This window comes from Rhizobium sp. M1 (genome assembly GCF_002531805.1).
Classification (GTDB): Bacteria; Pseudomonadota; Alphaproteobacteria; order Rhizobiales; family Rhizobiaceae; genus Rhizobium; species Rhizobium etli_C.
The window spans coordinates 1-22,538 of the sequence record NZ_NWSW01000021.1 but is presented as its reverse complement, the minus strand read 5'-3'; the positions used below and the strand labels follow the sequence as shown (position 1 = coordinate 22,538).

Below are 22,538 nucleotides of genomic sequence, written 5' to 3'. Positions count from 1 at the left end.
CTGTCCGGCAGCTTATGCCATTGCCTGAACGGTTCAAGCTGAATGACGCTATACTAACCTTGACGTAAACGTCAACATTTGCGGATGGCTCGACCGGGAACTTTGAGTCCGCGGTGACGTTGATTCTGCATACTCACCATGAGGAAACACCAAAGGAGGTGCACAATGTTGAACGAGGAAACCGACGTCACCCGCCGCGATCCGAATGTGAAGGACACGCCTTCACTGATCGCCAGCGACCGTGTCGAAGGCACCCGCGTTTACGGCGCCGACGGCAGGCATATCGGCTCGATCGAACGCCTGATCATCGGCAAGCTCGATGGCCGCGTCGCCTATGCGGTGCTGAGCTTTGGCGGCTTCCTAGGCATCGGTGACGATCACTACCCGCTCCCCTGGGAAAAGCTGAACTACGACACCCAGCTGGACGGCTATCGCATCGACCTGACCAAGGAGCAGATCGAAGGCGCCCCGAGCTACTCGGACGATGACGACACCTGGTACAACGATAATGGCCGCCGGGTCTATGACTACTATGGCGTGCCGCCTTACTGGATGTAATCTCGTCCGATAGGCCGGACTGGAAGGGCCCCGTTGGAAACGGGGCCTTTTTGGTGTGTGCTGGACGTAACTTACAAAGATTGCGAGGAACTGGGAGGTTGCGACGATTCCTCTTCTCCCCAGCGGGGAGAAGATGCCGGCAGGCAGATGAGGGGGCCACACGGCACCCCCTCACATAAAACCTATTCTGGCGACCATTGCCAACGCCGTTTTCCAATATGTTGACTACGATTAACACGATGCAGCCGCTGCTCACATGGCGCTTATCTTCGATAGGCCGGAGTCTTCGGCCCCCTCATCCGCCCTACGGGCACCTTCGCCCCGAGGGGAGAAGAGGGAGTCGAGACGTTGCGGCGCCTTTATCGCCGCCCCGCGACAAGATCATTGGCCGACCGCAGCCGTAATCAGAGCACGATGCCGAAAAGTGTGAGCGGTTTTCGGACGACATCATGCTCTAACTCTTTAATTTGGAATAGGGTTCAGACTTTAGGCCGACCGGGCCTTAAAATCATCCTGTTCTAGAGAAACCGGCCGTGGCGCTGCAGCACTTCGATCTTGTAGCCGTCGGGATCGTTGACGAAAAAGAACAGGCCGAAGAGCCTGCCGTCGCGATTGAGCTCGACCAGCTCACCCGGTTTCAGCCCCAGTTTCAGCATGCGCTCACGCTCGACCGCCACCTCGTGGACCGAGACGGCGAGATGGCCATAGGCATTGCCGAGAGCGTAGGGCTCGGTCCGGCCCTTGTTGACGGTCAGTTCCAGTTCGAAGCCGGTCTCGGCATTGCTGAGATAGATCAGCGTGAAGGTTTCGAAATCGACACGGTCGGCGACCGAGAGGCCGAAGGCTTTGCTGTAGAATTCGACCGAACGCGCCTCGTCGAGAACACGGATCATGGAGTGGATCATCTTCGCCAATTCTGCCTCCCATTTTTTCGGTCACGCCTGTGGTAGCGGTCCCCTTACGCCGCGCGCAAGCCGATTCTTCGCGTGATCGCCGCTTCGACGAGGCCCATGGCGTCATAGATCAGCACCGCCATCAGGCCGACGATCAGCCCGCCCTGCAGGATGAAGGCGGTATTGTCCGATATCAGCCCGGCGATGATCACTTCGCCGAGCCCCTTCGCCGCCACCGTCGAGCCGATCGTCGCCGTGCCGATATTGATGACGGTCGCAACCTTCAGCCCTTCGAGGATCAGCGGCAGGGCAAGCGGCAGCTCGACCCGCAACAGCCGCTGCGTGGCGCTCATGCCCATGCCGTCGGCGGCATCGAGCACCTGCGGCGACACCTGCTTGAGACCGGCGACGGTGTTTTCGAAGATCGGCAAGAGGCCATAGAGAAAGAGTGCGATCAGCGTCGGCATGGCGCCGAAGCCGGTGGCGGGAACGGCAAGCGCCAGCACAGCGACCGGCGGAAAGGTCTGCCCGGCATTGGCAATCGCCCGCGACAGCGGCAGGAAGTCGGCGCCGCTGTCGCGGGTGACGAAGATGCCGCCGAGAACGGCAAGCACGGCGCTGCAGGCGATCGAGCCGATGACGAGCTGCAGATGTCCGAGCGCAAGCGAGACAAGGCTATTCTGCGTATAGACGGCGGGCGCATTGTTGCTGGTCAGCGGCGTCAGCAGGAAGGAAAGCCACTCGGTCCTGAACAGCAGGATCAAGAGCAGGGCGAGCGCCGCCAGGCGGAAGAGATTGGCGACGAGGAGTTTCATGCCTTGCGGCCCAGTTCGAGCAGCCGGCTCATCGAGATCGATCCGACAGCGGCCTTCTCGCCATCCTGCACGGCCGCCTCGTCGACCCCCTGCCAGATCATTTCGGCGAGCGCGTCGCGTAGGCTCAGCGACTGCGGCAGGGCATAGGCAAGCCCGCTTTTGGCCGGCTCCATGCTCTCCTTCAGCGGCAGCAGCGACATCAGCTTCAGCGCCCGGTCGGAGGTGCCGGTCAGTTGCTGGACGAAGGGATCGGCGGGTTCGGTGAGGATCTTTTCCGGCGTCGAGCATTGCAGCAAGCGGCCCTGGCTCATCACCGCGATCTGATTGCCGAGATGGAAGGCCTCGTCCATGTCGTGGGTGACGAGGATGATGGTGGTGCCGAACTGCTTCTGGATCGCCAGCAGGTCGTCCTGCGCCTTGCCGCGGATGACGGGATCGAGGGCGCCGAACGGCTCGTCCATCAGCAGCAGTTCCGGTTCGGCCGCCAGCGCCCGGGCGACGCCGACGCGCTGCTGCTGGCCGCCGGAAAGCTGGTGCGGATATTTGTCGGCGAAAGTTGCCGGATCGAGGTTGAACAGTCCAAGCAGTTCTTCGACGCGCGCTGCGATGCGCGTCGAATCCCATTCGAGCAACTGCGGCACGGTGGCGATATTCTGCGCGACGGTTCGGTGCGGGAAGAGGCCGTGCCCCTGGATGGCGTAGCCGATCCGGCGGCGAAGCTCGGTCACCTCGACGTCCATGACATTCTGGCCGCCGACGAAGATCTCGCCCTCGGTGATCGGCACCAGCCGGTTGATCATCCGCATCAGTGTCGATTTGCCGGAGCCCGACGTGCCGACGACGACGGTGATTGAGCCCTTTTCGACCTGCATCGAGACATTGTCGACGACGGTGGCAGCACCATAACGCTTGGTGACGTTGCGGATTTCGATCATGCTCATGCGGCAGGCCCCCGGATGCTGTCGATGACCGCATCGAGGATGACGGCCGATGAGAAGGCGAGGAAGACGGTCGGCACGGCGCCGAGCAGGACGAGATCCATCGCCGTCTGGCCGAGCCCCTGGAAGATGAAGATGCCGAAGCCGCCGCCGCCGATCAGCGCGGCGATCGTCACCATGCCGATCGCCTGCACCAGCACGATGCGGATGCCGGTGAGAATGACAGGAAAGGCGAGCGGCATGTCGATACGAACAAGGATCTGCCGGCGCGTCAGCCCCATGCCGGCCGCGGCGTCGCGCACCGAGGGATCGACGCCCTGCAGGCCGACAACGGTATTGGCGACGATCGGCAGCAGCGAATAGAGCACCAGTGCGATCAGCGCCGGCGCCGTGCCGATGCCGCGGATACCGGCAGCGGCGGCCAGCGGCACATGCGTGGCGAGATAACCGAGCGGCAGCATCAAGAGGCCGAAGAGCGCCAGACTCGGGATCGTCTGGATGAGGCTCAGGCCCTGCAGCACGACCGCGCGCAGCCTGGGCACCCAGAAGCAGAGGATGCCGAGCGGCAGGCCGAGGATAATGGCGATGGCAAGCGAGCCGAGCGCCAGCAGTAGATGCGAAATCGCTTCCGTCTCGAATTGCGGCGCCCGCGTCGAAAATTCCTTCATGATCGACAGGCTGTCGAGCAGGCCGGAGGCGAGCGAGATGAAGAGCAGCGCCGTATAGGCCGCAAGCGCCGCCACCCGCATCCATGGCGCCAGCCTTATCTTGACCAGCGCATCGGAGATGACGAGCCCGATCACCGCGAACAGCACCCAGAAGCCGCCGCCGGGCGTCATGCGCGCCACGGTGCTGCCGGGCGGCGTCGCCGCGCTCGAGACGAGACCGATCGCAACGACCAGCGCCGCAAGGCAGAGTGTCGCGATGACAAGCCGCGCCAAGGCGTTGCGGAGAAACAGCGTGGCGAAGGCCGTGAGAATGAGGAGGGCGGTCAGGATGACGACGGAAGGCTGGGGAAGCAGCTGAGCCAGCAGCATCGGCTTGCCGGCGGCGATGCGGTTCGCCTTGACGTAGATGAAGGGCATCAGTGCGGTGGCCGCAATGCCGCCGGCCACCAGAACCACGCCGAGCCGGTCCAGCCTGCGGACCGCTGAGGTTTCGTCCATCGATCCAACCTTATGGGGAAAGGACGCTCCGCCCGCTGCCGGGCGGAGCGGGCGATGATTACTTCAGGAAGCCTTTTTCCTTGAGATAGGCCTCGGCGACGGACTTTGCCGGCTCGCCGTCGACCTGGATCTTGGCGTTGAGCTTGCGCAGTTCGTCGGCGCTGAGGCTCTTGAAGATCGGCGAGAGGATTTCCTCGATCTTCGGATTGGCCTTCAACACCGCTTCGCGGATGATCGCGGTCGGCGCATAGACCTGCTGCACACCCTTGTCGTCTTCGAGAACGGTCAGTTCGGCCGCTTCGATCGCGCCGTCGGTGCCGTAGACCATGGCGGTGTTGACGCCGTTCGTCTGGTCGGCGGCTGCCTTGATCGTCGCCGCCGTGTCGCCGCCGGAGAGAACGACCATCTGGTCGGGCTTCAGCTGGAAGCCGTAGGTCGTCTGGAAGGCGGGAAGCGCGCCGGCCGAGTTGACGAATTCGGAAGACGCGGCAAGCTTGGCGGTGCCGCCGCCGGCAACCCATTTGCCGAAATCGGACATGGTCTTCAGCTTGTTCGGCTCGGCGACATCGTTGCGCACGGCAAGCGCCCAGGTGTTGTTGGCGGGTGACGGCGTCAGCCAGACGATCTTATTGGCGTCGTAATCGAGCTTCTTCGCCAGCTCATATCCCTGGTCGTTGTTCTTCCAGGCGGCGTCATCGGCCTTGTTGAAGAAGAAGCCGGCATTGCCGGTATATTCCGGGTAGATATCGATTTCGCCTGCGGTGATCGCTTTGCGCACGACGGGCGTGGCGCCGAGCGCAATGCGGTCCTGCGTCTTGATGCCGTTTGCTTCGAGCGCCAGTGCGATGACATTGCCGAGCAGCGTGCCTTCCGTGTCGATCTTCGACGAGACGACGACGTCTGCGGCCTGAACCGCACCCGCCGCAAAGGCGGAGAGCGAGACGGCAAGTGCGAGTTTCTTCAGCATGGAATATCCCCTGTTTTAACACCGTTGACGTGGCGCAAGCCCCCGGCGGGAGGCGTATGCGCAGGAAATCCGCCGGCGAAGGCGACAAGGCCGCCATCATGCCGGAATTGCGTGCGTCATGGAAATAGCGTGCACGCTCGAAAAATCGATGCAGGCCCCCTCCAGTATTTGCGTTCGCGCCCTTGATTATGGCGGCGAACGCGGTGCGGCGCGCGGAAAGCCATTCCCTTTTCCAGGGCCGGCGCGACTTGTTTTTGTTCCCTTGCGTGTTTCCGCGATGCTTCCGGTGCTCTTCTGCGGATAACTGCCGCCCGGATTTTTATGACGGCGACGATAGCCCGGCTCTGTCGAGGCAGGGATATCTTTTTTCGCGAACACATCATATCGTCCGGTTTTTAAAGCGCTTTCCGGAGCCAGCCTTTGCATCTCGGCGCCCTGTTCATAATCGGCCATGTCCTGACCTCGGCTTCGGTCCGCGAGACCGCGCGCCGTTTCCGGTTGTCGCCCTCCACCGTGTCCGCGGCCATCCGCAATGCCGAAACCGAGCTGGCGATGAAGCTGACGGAACGCGCCTCCGGCGAGCTGGTGACGCTGATCGCAAGCGGCGGCGTGCTCGAAGGCCTGGAGCCGATCACGGTCGCTATCGGCGAACTCTGCCAATTCGCCGGCCAAATCGGCGCCGGCGGGATCGATGAGGCCTGGGCCGCCCGCATTCCCGTCAAGATCGTCGCAATCGAGCGCTTTCTTGAGGTCGCCGACCAGGGCAGCATCAACCGCGCTGCCCGCCGCCTTCATCTCGGTCAGCCGCAGCTTTCGCTTCAGCTTGCCAATCTTGAGAAATTCCTCGGCCGTCGGCTGTTCGAGCGGCAGGCGCAGGGCTCGGTCCTGACGGAGGAGGGCAGGCGCGCCTACCAGATCTTCATGGCGATCAGCCAGGCGTGGAATGATCTGAAATCGGCGGCCGACGAACGCTATCGCCACACCGCCCGGTCGCTGCGCATCGGTTCGATCATCCCGACCGGATCGGAAAGCTGGGTGGCGCGCTGCCTCGGGCTGTTGGTCTCCGAATGGAATGCGCGCCGCAGCAACAATGCGATCTCGCTGGTCTCGATGACCGCCGACGATCTGCGCGAGGCGCTGAAGAGCGGCCGCATCGATGTAGCGATCCTGGATTCGGTCTTCGGCCTGGAAGACTTCCGCCATCGCGAACTGCTGCAGACCGATATGGTGGTGATCGCTCCGCCGCACAGCACGGAAACGACGGTCGCCGATCTCGTCGCCGGTCATGCGATCTGCATGCCGAGCCCGCGCACCGGCCTCGGCCATGCGGCCATGGCCTTCAGCGCCGAGCGTGCACCCGACCGGCGCCTGCGCAGCCGCGATATCACCGCGGCGGATTCGCTGCCCGTGATCGTCGACCTCGTCGCCAATCACGGTTACGTTTCCTTCCTCGGCCGCGTCAGCGCCATGCCGATCGCCGGCAAGGTGCGCATCGTCGATCTCGACGAGCACCTGCCGATGTCCTATCACGTCGCCTTCAACCATCGCAAAGCCGCCGCCGATGCCTGCGCCGTCATCATCGCGGCGGCGGCAAGAATAACGTCGGAAGCCGTCGCGAAAACCGACGCAGTCAGGGAGAGCGCAGCATGACGATCCTGCTGGAAGTCTGCGTCGATAGCGTCGAGGGCCTTGCCGCCGCGATCGAAGGCGGCGCCGGCCGCATCGAGCTCTGCTCGGCGCTGGAGCTCGGCGGCCTGACGCCGCTGCCGAGCCTGATGCGGATCGCCGCCCGGGCGCCCATTCCGGTTTACGCGATGATCCGCCCGCACGCCGGTCCCTTCATCTTCGACAGGGCGGACGAGGAAGCGATGCTGCTCGATATCGACGCCGTGCGCGCCGCCGGCCTCGCCGGCGTCGTCATCGGCGCCAACCGGCCGGACGGCAGGCTCGACACGCCGCTGATCCACCGCCTGAAGGCGCATGCTTCCAGCCTCGGCTCGACGCTGCACCGGGCTTTCGACCTGGTGCCGGATGCCGATGAGGCGCTGGAGCAGGCGGTCGAGCTCGGCTGCGAACGCATCCTCACCTCCGGCTGCGCGCTGAAGGCCGCCGACGGCATCGAAACCCTGAAACGCCTCTCGGCAAAGGCGGCCGGCCGCATTGCGATCATGCCCGGCAGCGGCATCCGCCCCGCCAATGTCGCCGCGATCTTGCAGACGACCGGCGCCCGCGAGGTGCATGGTTCCTGCAGCTCGCCGGTCGACAGCGTCGATCCACGTGCGGTCGCCTTTGGTTTCGAGGCGAAGAGCAGCAACAGGACGGATGTCGCGGTGGTCAGGGAGATGTGCAGAGTGATTGCGGCGGCGGGTTAGCGAGCGGCGCCGACACGAGCGCAGCGCTCGACAGCGGCCCCTCACCCTAACCCTCTCCCCGTTCTGACGGGGAGAGGGGACTTGCCATGCGAGAGATCTGTGGGAACGGAGAGCTCACGGCTTCCCCCCTTCGCCCCGCGAGCGGGGAGAAGGTGCCGGCAGGCGGATGAGGGGCTGGTCTCACATCCGATGCCGCTTCTTGCCGCACGGGTTTCCCCACCCTCCGTCATACTCGGGCTTGACCCGAGTATCCACGCCGAGCACTCCACGCGCATTTAGGCGTTGTCTCCTAACCCTCAACCCGGATCACCGCCTTGATCAGCCCGCTCTTCTCATGCGCCCAGCGAGCGAGATCGCGCGGCGCATCGGCAAGCGTGGTGCGATGGGTGATCAGTTTATCCACCGGCACCAGCCCTTTGGCGATCGAAGCCGCCACATGTTCGAAGTCGGCGCGGGTGGCGTTGCGGCTGCCGATCAGCATCATTTCCCGCTTGTGGAATTCCGGGTCGGAGAAGCGGATATCGTCCTTGACGACGCTGACCAGCACCAGCGCGCCGCCATGGGCGACGAAGGAGAAGGCTTTTTCCATCGACGGCCCGTAACCGGTCGCGTCGAAGACCACGTCGAAACCGTCGCCGTCGGTTTTTTCCCGCACGGCCTCGGCTGTCCCTTCATTGGCGACGATGCCGGAGGTGAAGCCGAAACGTTCGGCCGCCATCTGCAGCCGCTCGGTGCTGGTATCGAGCAGCGTCACCTCGTGACCGGCGATGCGCGAAAAGATCGCGGTCCCGAGCCCGATCGGCCCGGCGCCGATGACGAGTGCGCGCGCGCCTGCGCCGGTCAGCGAGCGGCGCACCGCATGGGCACCGATCGCCAGGAACTCGACTGTGGCCACCGCCTCAAGGCTCAGCCCCTCGGCGGGATAGAGATTGCCTGCGGGTACCGAAATCTCCTCGCAAAAGGCGCCGTCGGTATGGACGCCGAGCACCTTGATGTTGGTGCAGCAGTTCGGCTTGCCCTGGCGGCAGGCGATGCATTGGCCGCAGGAGAGATAGGGATTGACGATAACAGGCGTGCCGGCCGTCAAATCCACGCCGACGCCGGCTTCCAGCACGGTTGCGGAGATCTCGTGCCCCATCACCCGGGGATATTCGAGGAAAGGGTGTTTGCCCTCGAAGATATGATAATCCGTGCCGCAGATGCCGACATGGCTGACGGCGAGCCGCACCCAGCCGGGCGCCGGTGCGGCGGGGGATGGCCGTTCGACGAACTCGAGCACGCCGGGCTCCCGGCAAACAACTGCTTTCATGACAGGTCTCGCATTCTTTGTTCTTTACTCTGCGTCGTACCGCTGCTGTTCTGTTCGTGTGGATAGCTGCCCCTCACCCTAACCCTCTCCCCGTAAACGGGGCGAGGGGACTTGCCCTGCGCGACGTCAATGGGCACGGAGAGGTTTGCGGCGTTTGCCCTTCTCCCCGCGAGCGGGGAGAAGGTGGCGGCAGCCGGATGAGGGGCGCTCTCCTGCTCGCCTTTCAACTGCTCTTGCGGCGGCGCAGCTGGTCGAAGAAGACGATCACGATGATCAGCAGACCGGTGATGATGCGCTGCCAGAAGGAGTTGACGTTCAGAAGGTTGGCGCCGTTGTTGATGGTGGCGAGGATGAAGGCGCCGATCAGCGGCCCGTGCACCGAGCCGACCGCGCCGAACAGGCTGGTGCCGCCGATGACCGAGGAGGCGATCGCCTGCAGTTCCCAGCCGTCGGCCTGCGTCGCGTTGCCGATGGCGATGCGCGAGGCGAGCAGCACGCCGACGAAGGCGGCGAAGCCGGCCGACAGGATATAGGCAAGGTAGATCATGCCCTTGACGTTGACGCCGGAAAGGCGCGCCGCTTCGGCATTCGAGCCGACGGCGAAGAGATAACGCCCCCAGCGGCTCAAATGCAGGAAGACGAAGGACGGCACCGCCACCAGGATGACCATCCAGAACAGGCTCGGAATGCCGAGGAAATCGGCGCGGGCGAAGTTGCTGAAACTCTCGTCGGTGATGCTGATCGTCGAGCCGTTGGTGATCAGCAGGCCGATGCCGCGCAGCGACGTCAGGGTTGCCAGCGTGATGATGAAGGGCGGCAGGCCCATATGCACGATGCCGAAGCCGTGGAAGGCGCCGATCGCCACACCGATGGCAAGCGTGAGCAGGATCGCTGCCCAGAGCGGCACGCCCGCCTGCAAGAGCCAGGCGATGATGACGGTGCAGAAGCCGACGATCGCGCCGACCGACAGGTCGATGCCGGCGGTGATGATGACGAAGGTCTGGCCGAGCGCCAGGATCGCCGTCATCGCCCCTTGACGCAGCAGGTTGGAAATGTTGAGCGGCGTCCAGAAGCTGGCGGTGACGAAGCCGAGCACGATCCAGAGGAAGATCAGCAGGCCGATCAGGGTCAGGCCGAACAGGATGTTCATCTTCCGGCGTGGCGGCGGCGCGACGATTTCGGTGGGGGTGGCAGTCATGAATTTTCTCCCTCTTATTCTTCTGGCTCAGACGCCGATCGCTTCGCTGAGCACTTGTTCATGCGTCGCTGCATGGAAATCATGGCTGGCGACGATCTTGCCGCCGCGGAAGACGTGCAGCCGGTCGGCCAGTTCGTAAACCTCGGGCAGGTAGGAGGAGATCAGGATGATGCCGGCCCCCTCCTTCAGAAGCTTGGCGAACAGCCGGTAGATTTCCGCCTTGGTGCCGACATCGACGCCGACGGTCGGTTCGTCGAAGATGAACAGCCTTGCGCCGTGGCTCAGCCACTTGCCGATGACGATCTTCTGCTGGTTGCCGCCCGACATGCTGGAGGCCGGAACCCGTCGGCTCGGTGTCTTGATGCTGAGATCGCGGATCTGCCTGTCGGCATTGGCCGATTCCCGCGCGTGGTTGATGACGGGCCCATGGCTCAGCCGCCCGAACACCGGCAGGTTGATGTTGAGGCCGATCGGCAGGTTGAGGCAGAGCCCCTGGTCGCGTCGGCTTTCCGGCGCCAGCGCAATGCCGAGTTCCATCGCGGTGCGTTCGTTGCGGATATCGACACGTTTGCCCATCCACTCGATCTCGCCTGATCTGATCGGCTGGCGTCCGTAGAGGCCGAGCGCGAATTCGCTGCGTCCGGCGCCGATCAGCCCGTAGAGACCGACGATCTGTCCGGCTTTGACGCTGAGCGACACGTCCTCGAAGCCCGGACCCGAAAGACCCTTGACGGCGACGATCGTCTCGCCGATCGCAATCTCTTCCTTGTGGTAGATCTGCTCGATCGAGCGGTTGATCATCAAAGCGATCAGCTCAGCATCGTTGGTCTCGCCGATCAGCCGCGTGCCGACATGCGTGCCGTCGCGCAGCACCGAGACACGGTCGGCCAGTTCGAACACTTCCTCCATGCGGTGGCTGATATAGACGATGGTGACGCCTTCGCCCTGCAGCCGGCGGATCAGCTTGAACAGCTGCGCCGATTCCTGGCGCGTCAGATAGGCCGTGGGTTCGTCGAAGATCAGGAACTGCGTGCCGCGCATCGCCGCCCGCGCCGTCGCCACCAGCTGCTGCTGGCCGATCGTCAGCGAGCTTAAGAGCGCGCCCGCCGGCAGGCCGAAGCCGAGATCGTCGAGCACGGCCTGCGCCATCTTCTCCATCTGTTTCTTGCGCATCAGGCCGTAACGGTTGACCTCGTCGCCGAGGAAGAGGTTGGCGGCGACCGTCAGGTGCGGGCAGAGCACGACTTCCTGGTGCACGGCGTTGATGCCGCGGGCGATCGCCTCGTTCGGCGTCGACAGCCCGACGGGATGGCCGCACCACAGCACCTCGCCGGCCGTGCGGGTGATGACGCCGGTGAGCAATTTGATGAGGGTGGATTTTCCGGCGCCGTTTTCGCCGACGATGGCGTGGATTTCACCGGCCAGAAAGGTCAGCGTCGCCGGCTTCAGCGCCTGCACATGACCGTAGTTCTTCTGCAGGCCTTTGAGTTCGAGGATAGGCGACCCCGTGGGGATTCGATTGGCTTCTTTCAGCGTGGCGCTGTCATCGTGGCGATGACTGACCTCTTCCAGTCCGATCATGGACCTCTCCTCCTCTTGTGTCTCTCGCTCCATCCCTGCTGAACCATACCATGGCCCCTGATAACCTGGATAGAAAAGGCCGCGCCGGTTTTTGAGCCGGCGCGGCCGTTTGTCGTCTTACTTGATCTTCGGGTTCAGGAGCGCGTCGATCTTCGGATCGGCCATGTTCGCCTTGGTGACGAGGTTGGCGCCGGTATCGACATTCTCAGGAACCTTTTCGCCCTTGGAGACGGCAAGCGCGGTCTTGATGCCGTCATAGCCCATGCGATAGGGGTCCTGAACGACGAGGCCGGCGATCGCGCCGTCCTTGAGGAAGCCGACCGTCTTGTCGTCGCTGTCGAAGCCGATGACCTTGATCTTGTCGCCGAGCTTGTTTTCGGCGATCGCCTGGCCAACGCCCTGCGCCAGGATGAGGTTCGAGGCGAAGACGCCGACGAGGTTCGGATTGGCGGTGATCAGGTCGGTCATCATGTTGAGGCCGGTCGTCGCCTGGCCGTCACCATACTTGTCGGCGATGACCTTCAGGCCGGGATGCTTGGTCTTGATCTGATCCAGGAAGCCTTCGCGTCGCTGCTCGAGCGAGCCGACACCGGGAAGATTGGTGAGGATGACGATGTCGCCTTCTTCCTTGCCGGTCATCTCCTTGATGGCGGCGGCAAGACCGTCGGCGGCGATGCGGCCGCCCTGGACGTTGTCGGTCGTCAGGAACGACTTGAACGCCTTGGAGTCGGCGCCTGAGTCGATGCCGATGATCGGAACCGACTTGGCGGCTTCATCGATCGGCTTGCCGAGCGCCTTGAATTCCGTCGGCGAGATGACGATGGCCGCCGGCTTGCCGGCAACGGCGTTCTCGAGAATGCTGATCTGGCCGTTGATGTCGGATTCGGCCTGGGCGCCGAGTTCCGGCACGTTGACGCCGAGATCCGTGCCGGCCTTGCGGGCGCCGGCCAGAACGATCTGCCAATAGAAGGACGTCGTGTCTTTGACGATGATCGGGATCGTCACATCGGCGGCAAAGGACGTGACCGGCATCGCCGTGGCGATGACGGCGGCGCCTGCCAGCGCGGTAAAGGCGCGGCGGGACAGAAGGGATTTCACGATGCTCATTAGGGTTCTCCTCTCAGGATGCGTTCTCCTCCAATAAACCGGACCGCTGAACGCTGGCGGATGGTTTTTATCGATAAAAAACATTTGCAGGGAGAAGCTAGCCGAGGCGCAAGCAAATTGCAAGTGCGTCAATCGGGCTTTTTTGCTTCCGTAAACTCCCTACAAATAGCTGATTTCATTTCAATACAACCATAACCTAAAATAGGTGTCAGGCGAGATCGACCTCGTGCGGATGCACGACGCCCTTTTTCAGAATCAGGTTGCCATAAAGCCGGAATTCCGTCGTCGCGACGATATAGGTGGCCTTGCGGGCCATCGCATAGAAGGCGAAGCGCTCCATCGGCACGATGGAAAAATCGCCGGCGCGCCTGGAGACGATCTCTTGGAACTCGGCGCAGACCTCGGGCACGGCCTGGGGATCGCCGACCACCTCCATCCGCCATGCGGTTTCCGGCACGAACGTGTCGAGCGGCATATGGGTCAGGATGGCCTCGGCCATGTCAGTGGCGCTGACGCCATCGGCGCGGATGACCGGCGGGCCCATCGAGCCCGAAGGAAAATTGGCGTCCGCTATGACGATATCGTCGCCGTGGCCCATGGTCTTCAGCGCATGGAGCAGGTCGGGACCGAGCAGCGGATGAATACCCTTGAGCATGGCGTCTCCTTCAGACTCTGACCGCATCGGCGCCGAGCGGCGGCGCGACCAGCGTATAGGGCTCAAATTCGCCGTAGATGCTATCGGGCAGCGGCGGCTCGACGGTCTCCATGTTGCGTGTCAGGCTCGAAGGCTTCGCCGTGCCGATCAGCACCGAGGCGACGATCGGATCGCGCAGCGGAAACTGCATGGCGGCAGCGGCGAGCGGCGCCCCATGACGCTTGGCGATCGCCTCCATCGCGCCGACCTTGGCAAGCACGTCCTCGCTTGCAGGCATATAGTCGAAATGCGAGCCGGGCACAGGGCCGGTGGCGAGAATGCCGGAGTTGAAGACGCCGCCGATGACGAGCGAGGTGCCCTTCTGCCGGCAGAGCGGCAGCAATTCGGCGACCGCCGAACGGTCGAGCAGCGTATAGCGGCCGGCCAGCAGGATGCAGTCGAGATCGGCATGGCGCATGACGTCGAGGCAGACCGGCACTTCGTTGACGCCGAGGCCGAAGGCGGAGATCGCGCCGGAGGATTTCAGCTCTTCCAGCGCCTTCACGCCGGAATCGAGCAGCTGCTTCTGGTAGACCGCGTTCTTTGCCGCACCATGCGTATAGACGCCGATATCGTGCACATAGAGAATGTCGATGCGATTGAGGCCGAGGCGGGCATAGCTGAACTCGACCGAGCGCATGATGCCGTCATACGAATAGTCGTAATCGGCATCGAAGGAGAGCGGGTCGACATAGCTATAATCCGGCACCGTTCCCGTCGGCACCGGCCGCAGCAGCCGGCCGACCTTGGTGGAGAGCACGTAGGACCGATCCGGCTGATCGCGCAGGAAATCGCCGACCCGCCGTTCCGCAAGGCCGAGCCCGTACCAGGGGGCGACATCGAAATAGCGGATGCCGCTGTCCCAGGCTGCCTGCAGGGTTTCCATCGCCTGCTCGCGCGGGCAGGCCCGGTAAAGACCGCCCAAGGGCGCCGCCCCATAGCTGATTTCGGTCACTTCGAGCTTGGTCCTGCCGATCCGTCTCGTCTTCATCACGCCTCCTCGCCAAGCTTTCGGGATTTTCTATTTCAGATCAGAGCGTTGCGCCGAGATGCCAGGGCACGAATTCATTGTCGCCGTAGCCGAAGAGTTCGCTCTTCGTCCTTTTGCCGGAGGCCGTATCGATGATCAGGTCGAAGATCTCGCGGCCCTTGCCGCTGATCGTCGCATCGCCGGTGGCGATCGTGCCGCAATCGATGTCCATGTCTTCTTCCATCGCCGCATAGAGCGCCGAATTGCTGGAGAGCTTCAGCGACGGCGCCGGCCGACAGCCGAAGCAGCTGCCGCGGCCGGTGGTGAAGGCGATCATATTCGCCCCGCCGGCAACCTGGCCGGTCGCCGAGACCGGGTCGTAGCCGGGTGTGTCCATGAAGACGAGGCCGGGGGCGGTGACCCGCTCGGCATAACCATAGACCGCCGTCAGCGGCGAGCGTCCGCCCTTGGCGACGGCGCCGAGCGATTTTTCCAGGATGGTGGTCAGGCCGCCGCGCTTGTTGCCGGGCGAGGGGTTGTTGTCGAGCGAGGCGCCGTGCAGCGCCACATACTCCTCCCACCAGGCGATTTTCTCATCGAGCTTCTTCGCCACGTCGTCGGTGACGGCGCGGCTGCGCAGCAGATGTTCCGCACCATAGATTTCCGAGGTTTCCGACAGGATCGCCGTGCCGCCGGCCGCCGCCAGGAGATCGGCCGCCACACCGAGCGCCGGATTGGCGGTGATGCCGGAAAACCCGTCCGAGCCGCCACATTGCAGGCCGATGATGATCTCGCCGATCAGGATCGGCACGCGTTTTTCCCGGCCGACATCGGCGGCGATTTCGCGCAGCACGCCCATGGCGCGCTCGACCGCCCGGCGCGAGCCGCCGGCATCCTGGATGTTGAAATGTCGTTTCGAGGCGCCCGCACCGCTCTGGCCGTACAGCGTCAGCTGGTTGACCTCGCAGCCGAGGCCGATCATCAGCACGCCGCCGAAATTCACATGCCTGGTGTAGCCGGCCAGTGTCCGGTGCAGCACGTTCATGCCGTCGCCGGTCGAGCTCATGCCGCAGCCCTGGTCGTGCACGATCGGCACGAATCCGTCGATGCCGTCATAATGCGGCAGGATCGTCCGGTTCGCCTCGTCGGCGATCGCCCGGCAGACCGTGGTGGAACAGTTCACGCTGGCGATGATGCCGATATAGTTGCGCGTCGCTGCCCGCCCGTCGGCCCGGCGATAGCCCATGAAGCTGCGCGCCTTGTCTTCGCTGGTCGCTGCTTCCGGCGCCGAATTGGCGGTCGCGGCAAGCCGGTCGTTTTCGAAATGCAGATTGTGGCTGTGCACATGGTCGCCGGCCTTGACCTCGGCCGTGGTGCGGCCGATCGCCTGGCCGTATTTCACGACAGGAGACCCGAGCGGAATATCCGCGATCGCCACCTTGTGGCCGGGATCGATTTTCTGAGAGGCCACGATGCCGGCAACCGTCGAACCCGGCGCGATGGCGGCCGTCGCGACCGCGACATTGTCGCCGGCCGAAAGGATGATCCAAGGCTGTTTGTCCAAACTCATCTCTCCAGAAGCATCACGCGGTTTGCGAATGGCACATGCGCATTGATTTTGTTTTTTATCTACAATAAACATTTTCAAGTCAACGGGAATATTGATCCTGTGGACGAGGACGGCGATGCGCCGCAGGCGTGCGGAAATACGCTAATGGTCGTTTGAATACGCTCCGGTCTGACTCTCTTCTGCCTTTCGGCGGAATGGCGGTTTTGGCCCGCGGGCGGAAAGCGGGGGGTCTGATGGCACGGCAGAACACGGTCTTCAAGGAAGCCTATAACAGGTATGCCGCGGCCCTGCGCACGGATACCGCGCTGCCCTCGGAGCCGGAGATCGCCGCCCAGCTCGGCGTCAGCCGTTCCACCGCGCGCGCCATCCTGACGCGTCTGAGCGACGAAGGCATCATCCGCTGGAACAAGCGCCAGAAGACCGTGCTGCGCCAGCCGACCGACCGCGACCTCTTTCCCTCCGAAGAAACGGATTCCCTGCACGACATCATCGAGCGCAGTTTCATGCAGCGCATCCTTTCGGATGATGCCGCGCCCGGCATGCAGATCAACGAGCTGGAGCTTGCCCGCGAGATCGGCACCGGCACAACAAGCGTGCGCGAATTCCTGATCCGCTTCTCCCGCTTCGGCCTCATCGAGAAGCGGCCGAACAGCCATTGGACGCTGAAAGGCTTCACCCGCGAATTCGCGCTCGAACTCGCCGATGTGCGCGAGATGTTCGAGCTGCATTCGGCTGCCGAATTCGGCCGGCTTTCCCGCGACAATCAGGCCTGGACCGATCTTGCCGCCATGCGCGAGGAGCATCTCGCCATGCTCGCCGACATCAACGAGCGCTTCAAGGATTTCTCCGTCCTCGACGAGCGTTTCCACCTCTTGATCCACCGCGCCTCGAAGAACCGCTTCATCGCCGATTTCTACGATGCGATCGCCATCATCTTCCATTATCACTACCAGTGGAACAAGACTGCCGCCCGCGAACGCAACGAGCGCGCCATCCACGAACATCTGGATTACATCGCCGCACTCGAATCCGGCGACCAGGCGGCCATCGTGAGAGCCTGCCGCGTCCACCTGCGCTCCGCCCGCCAGACCCTGCTGCAATCCCTGCCGCAGAATGCGACGGAGAGTGCGTGAGGTAAGAGAAGGGCGAGAAGCGTCGTGCCTGTGGCCCCCTCATCCGACCCTTTGGGCCACCTTCTCCCCGCTGGGGAGAAGAGGAAGCAAGGCGCGCCGGCACTGCCCAAACGAACCGCCTGCTTGAAGGCGCTCCGCCAAATGGAGTCGATGGCAATGCGGCATTCTCCCTCTTCTCCCCCAGCGGGGAGAAGGTGGCCCGAAGGGCCGGATGAGGGGGCCACACGGCAGGACCAACGACGATTAGTCTATCCGGACGCAGCGTCGCTGCAAATGTCTGCTGGCACTACGGCTCGTAGCGCACATTTATAAATCCATCTATGTCGGCAAAACTCTGGGTTGATCCCACTGCGGCGTCAAAGCTATTGAAATAATTCCTCGATGCGCCTGGTCAACGCATCCACGCCCGCGATCAGCGATGGTCGTCAATGGAAAGCAGGTTCCGATGGAAAACACCTCTGCCCCCGCCAGCGATATCGAATGGACGCTGGCTGATTTCCTCAGCACCTATCGCTATTGGGCCGTCTTCCTTTCCTCGCTTCTCATTGCCGTCGGCGGCCAGGGTCTGAGCACGGTCTTTCCCTTGATCTCGCAAATGGCGGACAGCAGTGTTCAGACGATCGGGATCTTCTATTTCGGCTCCACCCTCGGCTGGGTCGTCGGCGCCTTTCTGGCCTTTATCGTCGCGGGCCGCCATGGCCGGTCGGCACTGATCTCTCCGATTCTCGTCTGTGCCGTCGTCGCCGTCGCTTTTCTGCCGGTGCCTGCCTTGTGGGGGTCGCCGGGCTTTCTGCTCTTCTTCGGCCTGGTTCTCGGTGCCCTTCGGGCGGTCTTCCCGCTCGCGAGCGCGATATTCCTGGTGGGCGGGCGACCGGGCAAAATCGACTTCGGCTGCGCTCTGACGCTGATGTCGACGACGATCCTGATCTCGGCCTTTGCGCCGCTCGGCGCGTCGTGGCTATACGGGCTCGATCTCGGCGCCGTGCCTGTCGTTTCAGCCTTTCTGGCCTGCCTGCTCCTCGCGGTCATCTTGCTGGTGCCGGCCGGCAACCTCGCCTTCGACGACGCGCCGCGTCCCCGCCACAAGCCGCTTGCGCCGCGGCAGCGCTCGCCTCTCCTCGTTGCCGTCATCCTGATCACCCCGCCGATCCTGATTCTGCTGGCGGCGGTCGGCATTCGTCTGTTTCAGGCAACCGATGCCGGCGTCAGCGGTTCTTCGATCGCGCTGCTCCTGGCACTTCTGGTCTTCGCCATTGCCGTGGCCGGTTTTATCTATCTCGCCTATTGGGTCTATCGCATCCACGGCGAGCTGGCGGGCGCAGCACCATCGCAGCGCCTGCTGACGCCGCTTGCAGCCATGCTGATCGCGATCCTCGTACCGCTCGGATTGCCGGTTCTCGTCATGACCCTTGGCGATCTCCTCAACGAGCGGGCTCGCGACAGAGGCCGGGGAAACGTCGTTTCGATTGCCTGGCTCGGCATCTGGAGTTTCATCGTTCCGCCGGTCGCCATCGCGATGATCCAGAACGCGGCGAATGACAGCTATGTCGTTGGCGCGGACAGGGCGGCGTAACAGCGCCCGCGCGGCTGCGCCTCATCGCCGTGAGACCTGCGATGCCGCGTCCGGCGCCGGCCGCATGAAACCTTTTGATTTGTAAGCCGTTGTCAGGCTTATGACCGACGCTAAACTCAACCCGAAATCGGTCGACGGCACCGAGGAGCACGGTGCCGAGAAGTCGCGCCCCGAGGAGGCATCGACTGTCGAGGCCGCGCCGCCGCCAGATCCCATCGAACCCAGTCCGGAGCTTACGCCCGAGGAGGCCGAGCAGGCGCGCAAGCGATATTTGCTGAGGCGTTTCTGGATCAGCGCCCGCCGCTACTGGGGCAGCAGTGGCGACAGGCTTGCCTGGCCATGCTCGATTGGCCTGCTGGCGATGATCTGCATGAATGTCGGTTTCCAATATGGGATCAATCGCTGGAACCGCGGGATCTTCGACGCCATCGAGCGGCACGATGCGGCCACCGTCTATTATCTGAGCGCCGTCTTCGTGCCGCTCGTGCTCGGAAGCGTCGCCCTTGTCACCGCCCAAGTCTTCGTGCGCATGATGATCCAGCGCCGCTGGCGCTCCTGGCTGACGGCGGCGGTGATCGCGCGCTGGCTCGCCAATGGCCGTTATTATCAGCTGAACCTGATCGGCGGCGATCACAAGAATCCCGAGGCGCGCATCTCGGAGGATTTGCGCATTGCCACCGAAGCGCCGGTGGATTTCATCGCCGGCGTCATTGCCGCATTCCTGTCGGCCTCGACCTTCATCGTCGTGCTGTGGACGATCGGCGGAGCGCTCGAGCTGCCGGTCGCAGGGGCGACTATCACCATTCCCGGCTTTCTCGTCGTCACTGCGGTTATCTATGCCGTGATCACGTCAACCGTGATCGCGATCATCGGCCGTCACTTCGTAAAGGTCTCCGAGGTCAAGAACCAGGTGGAGGCCGAGCTCCGCTACACGCTGACCCGTGTGCGCGAAAATGGCGAGAGCATCGCCTTGCTCGGCGGCGAGGAGGAGGAGCGCAGCGATCTCGACAAGACGTTTTCCAACGTGCTCAAGCAATGGGCGCTGCTTGCGCGCCAGCACATGCGCACGACCTTCGTGTCGCACGGGTCGATGCTGATTGCGCCCGTCGTGCCGCTCCTGCTCTGCGCGCCGAAGTTTCTTGCCGGCGGCATGACGCTCGGCGAGGTCATGCAGGCGGCTTCCGCCTTCGCCATCGTTCAGCACGCCTTCGGCTGGCTGGTCGACAACTACCCGCGTCTTGCCGACTGGAACGCCTGTGCGCGGCGCATCGCCTCGCTGATGACGTCGCTCGACGGCCTCGAGCGCGCCGAACAGAACGATGCCCTGAGACGCATCAAGCACAGCGAAACCCAAGGCAATGCGATCCTCAATCTGAACGATCTCTCCGTGTCGCTCGACGACGGCACCGCCGTGGTCAAGGAGACCCATGTCGAGATCGTGCCGGGCGAGCGGGTGCTGGTGGCCGGAGAATCCGGCTCGGGCAAGAGCACGCTGGTGCGCGCCATCGCCGGTCTCTGGCCGTGGGGCCACGGCAGCGTCGATTTCCACGCCGACCGGCGCTTGTTCATGCTGCCGCAGCGGCCCTATATCCCGTCCGGCACGCTTCGCCGCGCCGTCGCCTATCCCCGCGCCGCCGACAGTTGGACGCCGGAGGAGATCACCGCGGCGCTGACCAAGGTGGGACTGGATTATCTCAACGAAAAGCTCGAGGAAGAGGCGCCATGGGATCAGATCCTGTCGGGCGGCGAAAAGCAGCGGCTCGCCTTTGCCCGGCTGCTGCTGCACAATCCTGATATCATCGTCCTCGATGAAGCCACCTCGGCGCTCGATGAGAAGAGCCAGGACAGGATGATGGAGATGGTGATCGACGAAATGCCGACCGTGACCATCATCAGCGTCGCCCATCGCGCCGAGCTCGAAGCCTTCCATAGCCGCAAGATCACCCTGGAACGGCGCGAGGGCGGCGCGAAGCTCGTCAGCGATATCGATCTTGGCCCACGCAAGGGAAGGCGCAACCTGATCCTGCGCGTTCTGGACAGCCGCCGCTCGGCGCTGCCGTGAACAACGCAGCGGTCAATGCGAGGCCGCTTCGCTGGCCACCGCCGGCTCTTCGCGTTTGCGGCCATGGCCGACCGGGATCAGCCAGGTGGTGAAGAAGGTCAGCACCGCGACGACGACCACGCCCCAGAAGCTCCAGTGCAGGGCCGCATCGAAGACGCTTCGGATATCAGGATCGGCGGCGAGCGCCGAGAGCCCGGTCGGCTGATTCAGCGCATTGTGCAGGGCCGCCGCCGTCTCGCCGCTCGCATGGTGGTTGATGCCGGCGTTGAGGATGGCGCCGAGCACGGTGGCGCCGAGCGTATTGCCGAGGCTGCGGGCGAAGATGATCGAGGCGGTGGCGCTGCCGCGCATCGACCACTCGACGCTGTCCTGCACCAGCACGATGCTGGTCAGGCTGATCAGGCCCATGCCGAAGCCCATGAAGAAGGAGCCGGCGCCGGCCAGAACCGGCGAGCTTTCCGGCGTCAGGAACAGCAGGAAACAGGCGCCGAACGGAAACATCAGGCTGCCGACGCGCAGCGTCCGGCGAATGCCGAAAGCCTTGTAGAAGCGGCCGGAAAGTATGACCGCCAAGGGCCAGCCGACGATCAGCATGGTGAGCGTGAAGCCGGCAACAACAGGCGAGCGGCCTAGCACGCCCTGCACATAGATCGGCAGGATGGTGGAAAGCCCGATCAGCGCCATGCCGGCAAGCAGCGTCGCCGCATTGCTGGTGGCGATCAGCCGGCGGCTCCAGAGCGCGATCGAAATGATCGGCTCCGGCGCCCGCTTCTCCTGGGCGAGGAAGAGCAGCCCCGCGACCACGAAGACGGCAAAAAGTGTGAGTAGGATCCAGGCGCTGGCAGCCGTTTCCGTCAGCATGACGAGCAGCGCCACGATCGAGACCGAAAACAGCACCGATCCGAGATAATCGATCCTTGCCTGCTTGTGCGCGACGTCCTCCTTCAGGAAGACCATGAAGGCGACGATCGAGACGATGCCGATCGGCAGGTTGATCCAGAAGATCCAGGCCCAGGAGATATTGTCGACGATGATGCCGCCGGCAAGCGGCCCGACGACGGCCGAGGTCGCCCAGACGGTCGCCATCGCGCCCTGCACCCGGCCGCGTTCCTCGAGCTTGAAGAGATCGCCGATGATGGTCATCGTCACCGGCTGGATGGCGCCGGCACCTAGCCCCTGCAGCAGCCGGAACAGCACCAGCGACATCATCGACCAGGCAAAGCCGCAGAGCGCCGAGCCGGCGAGGAAGATGATAATGCCGCCGATCAGCACCGGCTTGCGCCCGAAAATATCGGAAAGCTTGCCGTAGATGACCGTCGTCGTCGACTGCGCCAGCAGGAAGGCCGAAAACACCCAGCTGTAATAGGAAAAGCCGCCGAGCTGGCCGACGATGCGCGGCATGGCGGTCGCCACGATCGTCGCCTCGATGGCAACCATGAAGGTCGCGACCATGATGGTCGCGACGACAAGCACGCGGTTCGAGCGATGCGCAGCATTCGACATGACGATCCTCTTCGGGTGCTCCGCGGACGCCGGAATAACGGCAGGCTGGCTGAGATGTGGGGCGATGCGCCATGTGCGGAGGGATCCAGTCGTTCGTGAGCGTACGGTGAGCTGTTTTTGCTGATCGGC

20 protein-coding genes are annotated in these 22,538 nt (G+C 63.6%); 6 read left to right on the top strand and 14 right to left on the bottom strand.

Going from position 1 to position 22,538, the window contains the following annotated elements; genetic code table 11:
• The first annotated feature begins 165 nt into the window (after positions 1-165).
• Positions 166-558, top strand: a complete 393-nt coding sequence (locus CO655_RS20870; RefSeq protein ID WP_097606928.1) for a PRC-barrel domain-containing protein — start codon at positions 166-168, stop codon at positions 556-558.
• Between the two features lie 518 nt (positions 559-1,076).
• On the opposite strand, the gene CO655_RS20865 is transcribed toward CO655_RS20870, so the two are convergent.
• The 6 genes from CO655_RS20865 to CO655_RS20840 form a co-directional block, all read right to left on the bottom strand.
• Positions 1,077-1,472 carry a VOC family protein gene (locus tag CO655_RS20865; RefSeq protein WP_097666314.1) on the bottom strand — a complete coding sequence of 132 codons (396 nt, stop codon included), beginning with the start codon at positions 1,470-1,472 and terminating at the stop codon, positions 1,077-1,079.
• A 44-nt stretch (positions 1,473-1,516) separates the two neighbouring features.
• Positions 1,517-2,266, bottom strand: coding sequence for an ABC transporter permease (locus tag CO655_RS20860; RefSeq protein WP_097666312.1), 750 nt, complete (start codon positions 2,264-2,266; stop codon positions 1,517-1,519).
• Positions 2,263-3,207, bottom strand: coding sequence for an ABC transporter ATP-binding protein (locus CO655_RS20855; RefSeq protein WP_097606931.1), 945 nt, complete (start codon positions 3,205-3,207; stop codon positions 2,263-2,265). Before CO655_RS20855 ends, CO655_RS20860 begins: the two co-directional genes overlap by 4 nt.
• Positions 3,204-4,370: an ABC transporter permease gene (locus CO655_RS20850; RefSeq protein WP_097606932.1), complete on the bottom strand. Its 1,167-nt coding sequence runs from the start codon at positions 4,368-4,370 to the stop codon at positions 3,204-3,206. Before CO655_RS20850 ends, CO655_RS20855 begins: the two co-directional genes overlap by 4 nt.
• A 58-nt stretch (positions 4,371-4,428) precedes the next feature.
• Positions 4,429-5,337, bottom strand: a complete 909-nt coding sequence (locus tag CO655_RS20845) for an ABC transporter substrate-binding protein (protein WP_010027117.1) — start codon at positions 5,335-5,337, stop codon at positions 4,429-4,431.
• 186 nt (positions 5,338-5,523) lie between these two features.
• A complete protein-coding gene (locus tag CO655_RS20840) occupies positions 5,524-5,790 on the bottom strand; it encodes an acetyltransferase (RefSeq protein WP_245423866.1) in 267 nt (88 codons plus the stop codon).
• Here CO655_RS20840 and CO655_RS20835 point away from each other — a divergent pair.
• Positions 5,758-6,987, top strand: coding sequence for a LysR family transcriptional regulator (locus CO655_RS20835; protein WP_097666308.1), 1,230 nt, complete (start codon positions 5,758-5,760; stop codon positions 6,985-6,987). The two genes, CO655_RS20840 and CO655_RS20835, sit on opposite strands and share 33 nt — an antisense overlap.
• Positions 6,984-7,709 carry a copper homeostasis protein CutC gene (locus CO655_RS20830; protein ID WP_097666306.1) on the top strand — a complete coding sequence of 242 codons (726 nt, stop codon included), beginning with the start codon at positions 6,984-6,986 and terminating at the stop codon, positions 7,707-7,709. The genes CO655_RS20835 and CO655_RS20830 overlap by 4 nt, the downstream gene beginning before the upstream one ends.
• Positions 7,710-7,998: 289 nt before the next feature.
• Here CO655_RS20830 and CO655_RS20825 read toward each other — a convergent pair whose 3' ends face one another.
• The 7 genes from CO655_RS20825 to CO655_RS20795 all read right to left on the bottom strand — a co-directional run bounded on the left by CO655_RS20825 (position 7,999) and on the right by CO655_RS20795 (position 16,132).
• Positions 7,999-9,018 (bottom strand): zinc-binding alcohol dehydrogenase family protein, encoded by a 1,020-nt coding sequence (locus CO655_RS20825; protein WP_097666304.1) that lies wholly within the window; start codon positions 9,016-9,018, stop codon positions 7,999-8,001.
• 223 nt (positions 9,019-9,241) lie between these two features.
• Complete coding sequence (locus tag CO655_RS20820) at positions 9,242-10,216, bottom strand: ABC transporter permease (RefSeq protein WP_097606937.1); 975 nt, start codon at positions 10,214-10,216, stop codon at positions 9,242-9,244.
• A 27-nt stretch (positions 10,217-10,243) separates the two neighbouring features.
• Positions 10,244-11,797 (bottom strand): sugar ABC transporter ATP-binding protein, encoded by a 1,554-nt coding sequence (locus tag CO655_RS20815; RefSeq protein WP_097606938.1) that lies wholly within the window; start codon positions 11,795-11,797, stop codon positions 10,244-10,246.
• Between the two features lie 117 nt (positions 11,798-11,914).
• Positions 11,915-12,904, bottom strand: a complete 990-nt coding sequence (locus CO655_RS20810; protein WP_097606939.1) for an ABC transporter substrate-binding protein — start codon at positions 12,902-12,904, stop codon at positions 11,915-11,917.
• Between the two features lie 208 nt (positions 12,905-13,112).
• The gene (locus CO655_RS20805) at positions 13,113-13,559 is read right to left on the bottom strand and encodes an RbsD/FucU domain-containing protein (RefSeq protein ID WP_097666302.1); all 447 of its coding nucleotides are present in this window, start codon (positions 13,557-13,559) and stop codon (positions 13,113-13,115) included.
• 10 nt (positions 13,560-13,569) lie between these two features.
• Positions 13,570-14,589, bottom strand: a complete 1,020-nt coding sequence (locus tag CO655_RS20800) for an aldo/keto reductase (protein ID WP_097606941.1) — start codon at positions 14,587-14,589, stop codon at positions 13,570-13,572.
• A gap of 40 nt (positions 14,590-14,629) precedes the next feature.
• The gene (locus CO655_RS20795; protein WP_097666419.1) at positions 14,630-16,132 is read right to left on the bottom strand and encodes an altronate dehydratase family protein; all 1,503 of its coding nucleotides are present in this window, start codon (positions 16,130-16,132) and stop codon (positions 14,630-14,632) included.
• A gap of 239 nt (positions 16,133-16,371) precedes the next feature.
• Between CO655_RS20795 and CO655_RS20790 the strand changes: the two genes are divergently transcribed.
• The 3 genes from CO655_RS20790 (at position 16,372) to CO655_RS20780 (ending at position 20,906) form a co-directional block, all read left to right on the top strand.
• Entirely contained in the window at positions 16,372-17,271 is a 900-nt protein-coding gene (locus CO655_RS20790) for a GntR family transcriptional regulator (protein WP_097666300.1), read from the top strand.
• A gap of 445 nt (positions 17,272-17,716) precedes the next feature.
• On the top strand, positions 17,717-18,844 hold the full coding sequence (locus CO655_RS20785; protein ID WP_097666418.1) for a hypothetical protein: 1,128 nt from the start codon (positions 17,717-17,719) through the stop codon (positions 18,842-18,844).
• A gap of 100 nt (positions 18,845-18,944) precedes the next feature.
• The gene (locus CO655_RS20780) at positions 18,945-20,906 is read left to right on the top strand and encodes an ABC transporter ATP-binding protein/permease (protein ID WP_097666298.1); all 1,962 of its coding nucleotides are present in this window, start codon (positions 18,945-18,947) and stop codon (positions 20,904-20,906) included.
• A gap of 12 nt (positions 20,907-20,918) precedes the next feature.
• On the opposite strand, the gene CO655_RS20775 is transcribed toward CO655_RS20780, so the two are convergent.
• On the bottom strand, positions 20,919-22,409 hold the full coding sequence (locus CO655_RS20775) for an MDR family MFS transporter (RefSeq protein ID WP_097666296.1): 1,491 nt from the start codon (positions 22,407-22,409) through the stop codon (positions 20,919-20,921).
• Positions 22,410-22,538 lie beyond the last annotated feature (129 nt).

Excerpts from the sequence above, each read along its gene's own strand:
- CO655_RS20870 (WP_097606928.1), top strand. The coding sequence starts at position 166 with ATGTTGAACGAGGAAACCGACGTCACCCGCCGCGATCCGAATGTGAAG.
- CO655_RS20860 (WP_097666312.1), bottom strand. The coding sequence starts at position 2,266 with ATGAAACTCCTCGTCGCCAATCTCTTCCGCCTGGCGGCGCTCGCCCTG.
- CO655_RS20855 (WP_097606931.1), bottom strand. The coding sequence starts at position 3,207 with ATGAGCATGATCGAAATCCGCAACGTCACCAAGCGTTATGGTGCTGCC.
- CO655_RS20850 (WP_097606932.1), bottom strand. The coding sequence starts at position 4,370 with ATGGACGAAACCTCAGCGGTCCGCAGGCTGGACCGGCTCGGCGTGGTT.
- CO655_RS20845 (WP_010027117.1), bottom strand. The coding sequence starts at position 5,337 with ATGCTGAAGAAACTCGCACTTGCCGTCTCGCTCTCCGCCTTTGCGGCG.
- CO655_RS20840 (WP_245423866.1), bottom strand. The coding sequence starts at position 5,790 with ATGGCCGATTATGAACAGGGCGCCGAGATGCAAAGGCTGGCTCCGGAA.
- CO655_RS20830 (WP_097666306.1), top strand. The coding sequence starts at position 6,984 with ATGACGATCCTGCTGGAAGTCTGCGTCGATAGCGTCGAGGGCCTTGCC.
- CO655_RS20825 (WP_097666304.1), bottom strand. The coding sequence starts at position 9,018 with ATGAAAGCAGTTGTTTGCCGGGAGCCCGGCGTGCTCGAGTTCGTCGAA.
- CO655_RS20820 (WP_097606937.1), bottom strand. The coding sequence starts at position 10,216 with ATGACTGCCACCCCCACCGAAATCGTCGCGCCGCCGCCACGCCGGAAG.
- CO655_RS20815 (WP_097606938.1), bottom strand. The coding sequence starts at position 11,797 with ATGATCGGACTGGAAGAGGTCAGTCATCGCCACGATGACAGCGCCACG.
- CO655_RS20810 (WP_097606939.1), bottom strand. The coding sequence starts at position 12,904 with ATGAGCATCGTGAAATCCCTTCTGTCCCGCCGCGCCTTTACCGCGCTG.
- CO655_RS20805 (WP_097666302.1), bottom strand. The coding sequence starts at position 13,559 with ATGCTCAAGGGTATTCATCCGCTGCTCGGTCCCGACCTGCTCCATGCG.
- CO655_RS20800 (WP_097606941.1), bottom strand. The coding sequence starts at position 14,589 with ATGAAGACGAGACGGATCGGCAGGACCAAGCTCGAAGTGACCGAAATC.
- CO655_RS20790 (WP_097666300.1), top strand. The coding sequence starts at position 16,372 with ATGGCACGGCAGAACACGGTCTTCAAGGAAGCCTATAACAGGTATGCC.
- CO655_RS20785 (WP_097666418.1), top strand. The coding sequence starts at position 17,717 with ATGGAAAACACCTCTGCCCCCGCCAGCGATATCGAATGGACGCTGGCT.
- CO655_RS20780 (WP_097666298.1), top strand. The coding sequence starts at position 18,945 with ATGACCGACGCTAAACTCAACCCGAAATCGGTCGACGGCACCGAGGAG.
- CO655_RS20775 (WP_097666296.1), bottom strand. The coding sequence starts at position 22,409 with ATGTCGAATGCTGCGCATCGCTCGAACCGCGTGCTTGTCGTCGCGACC.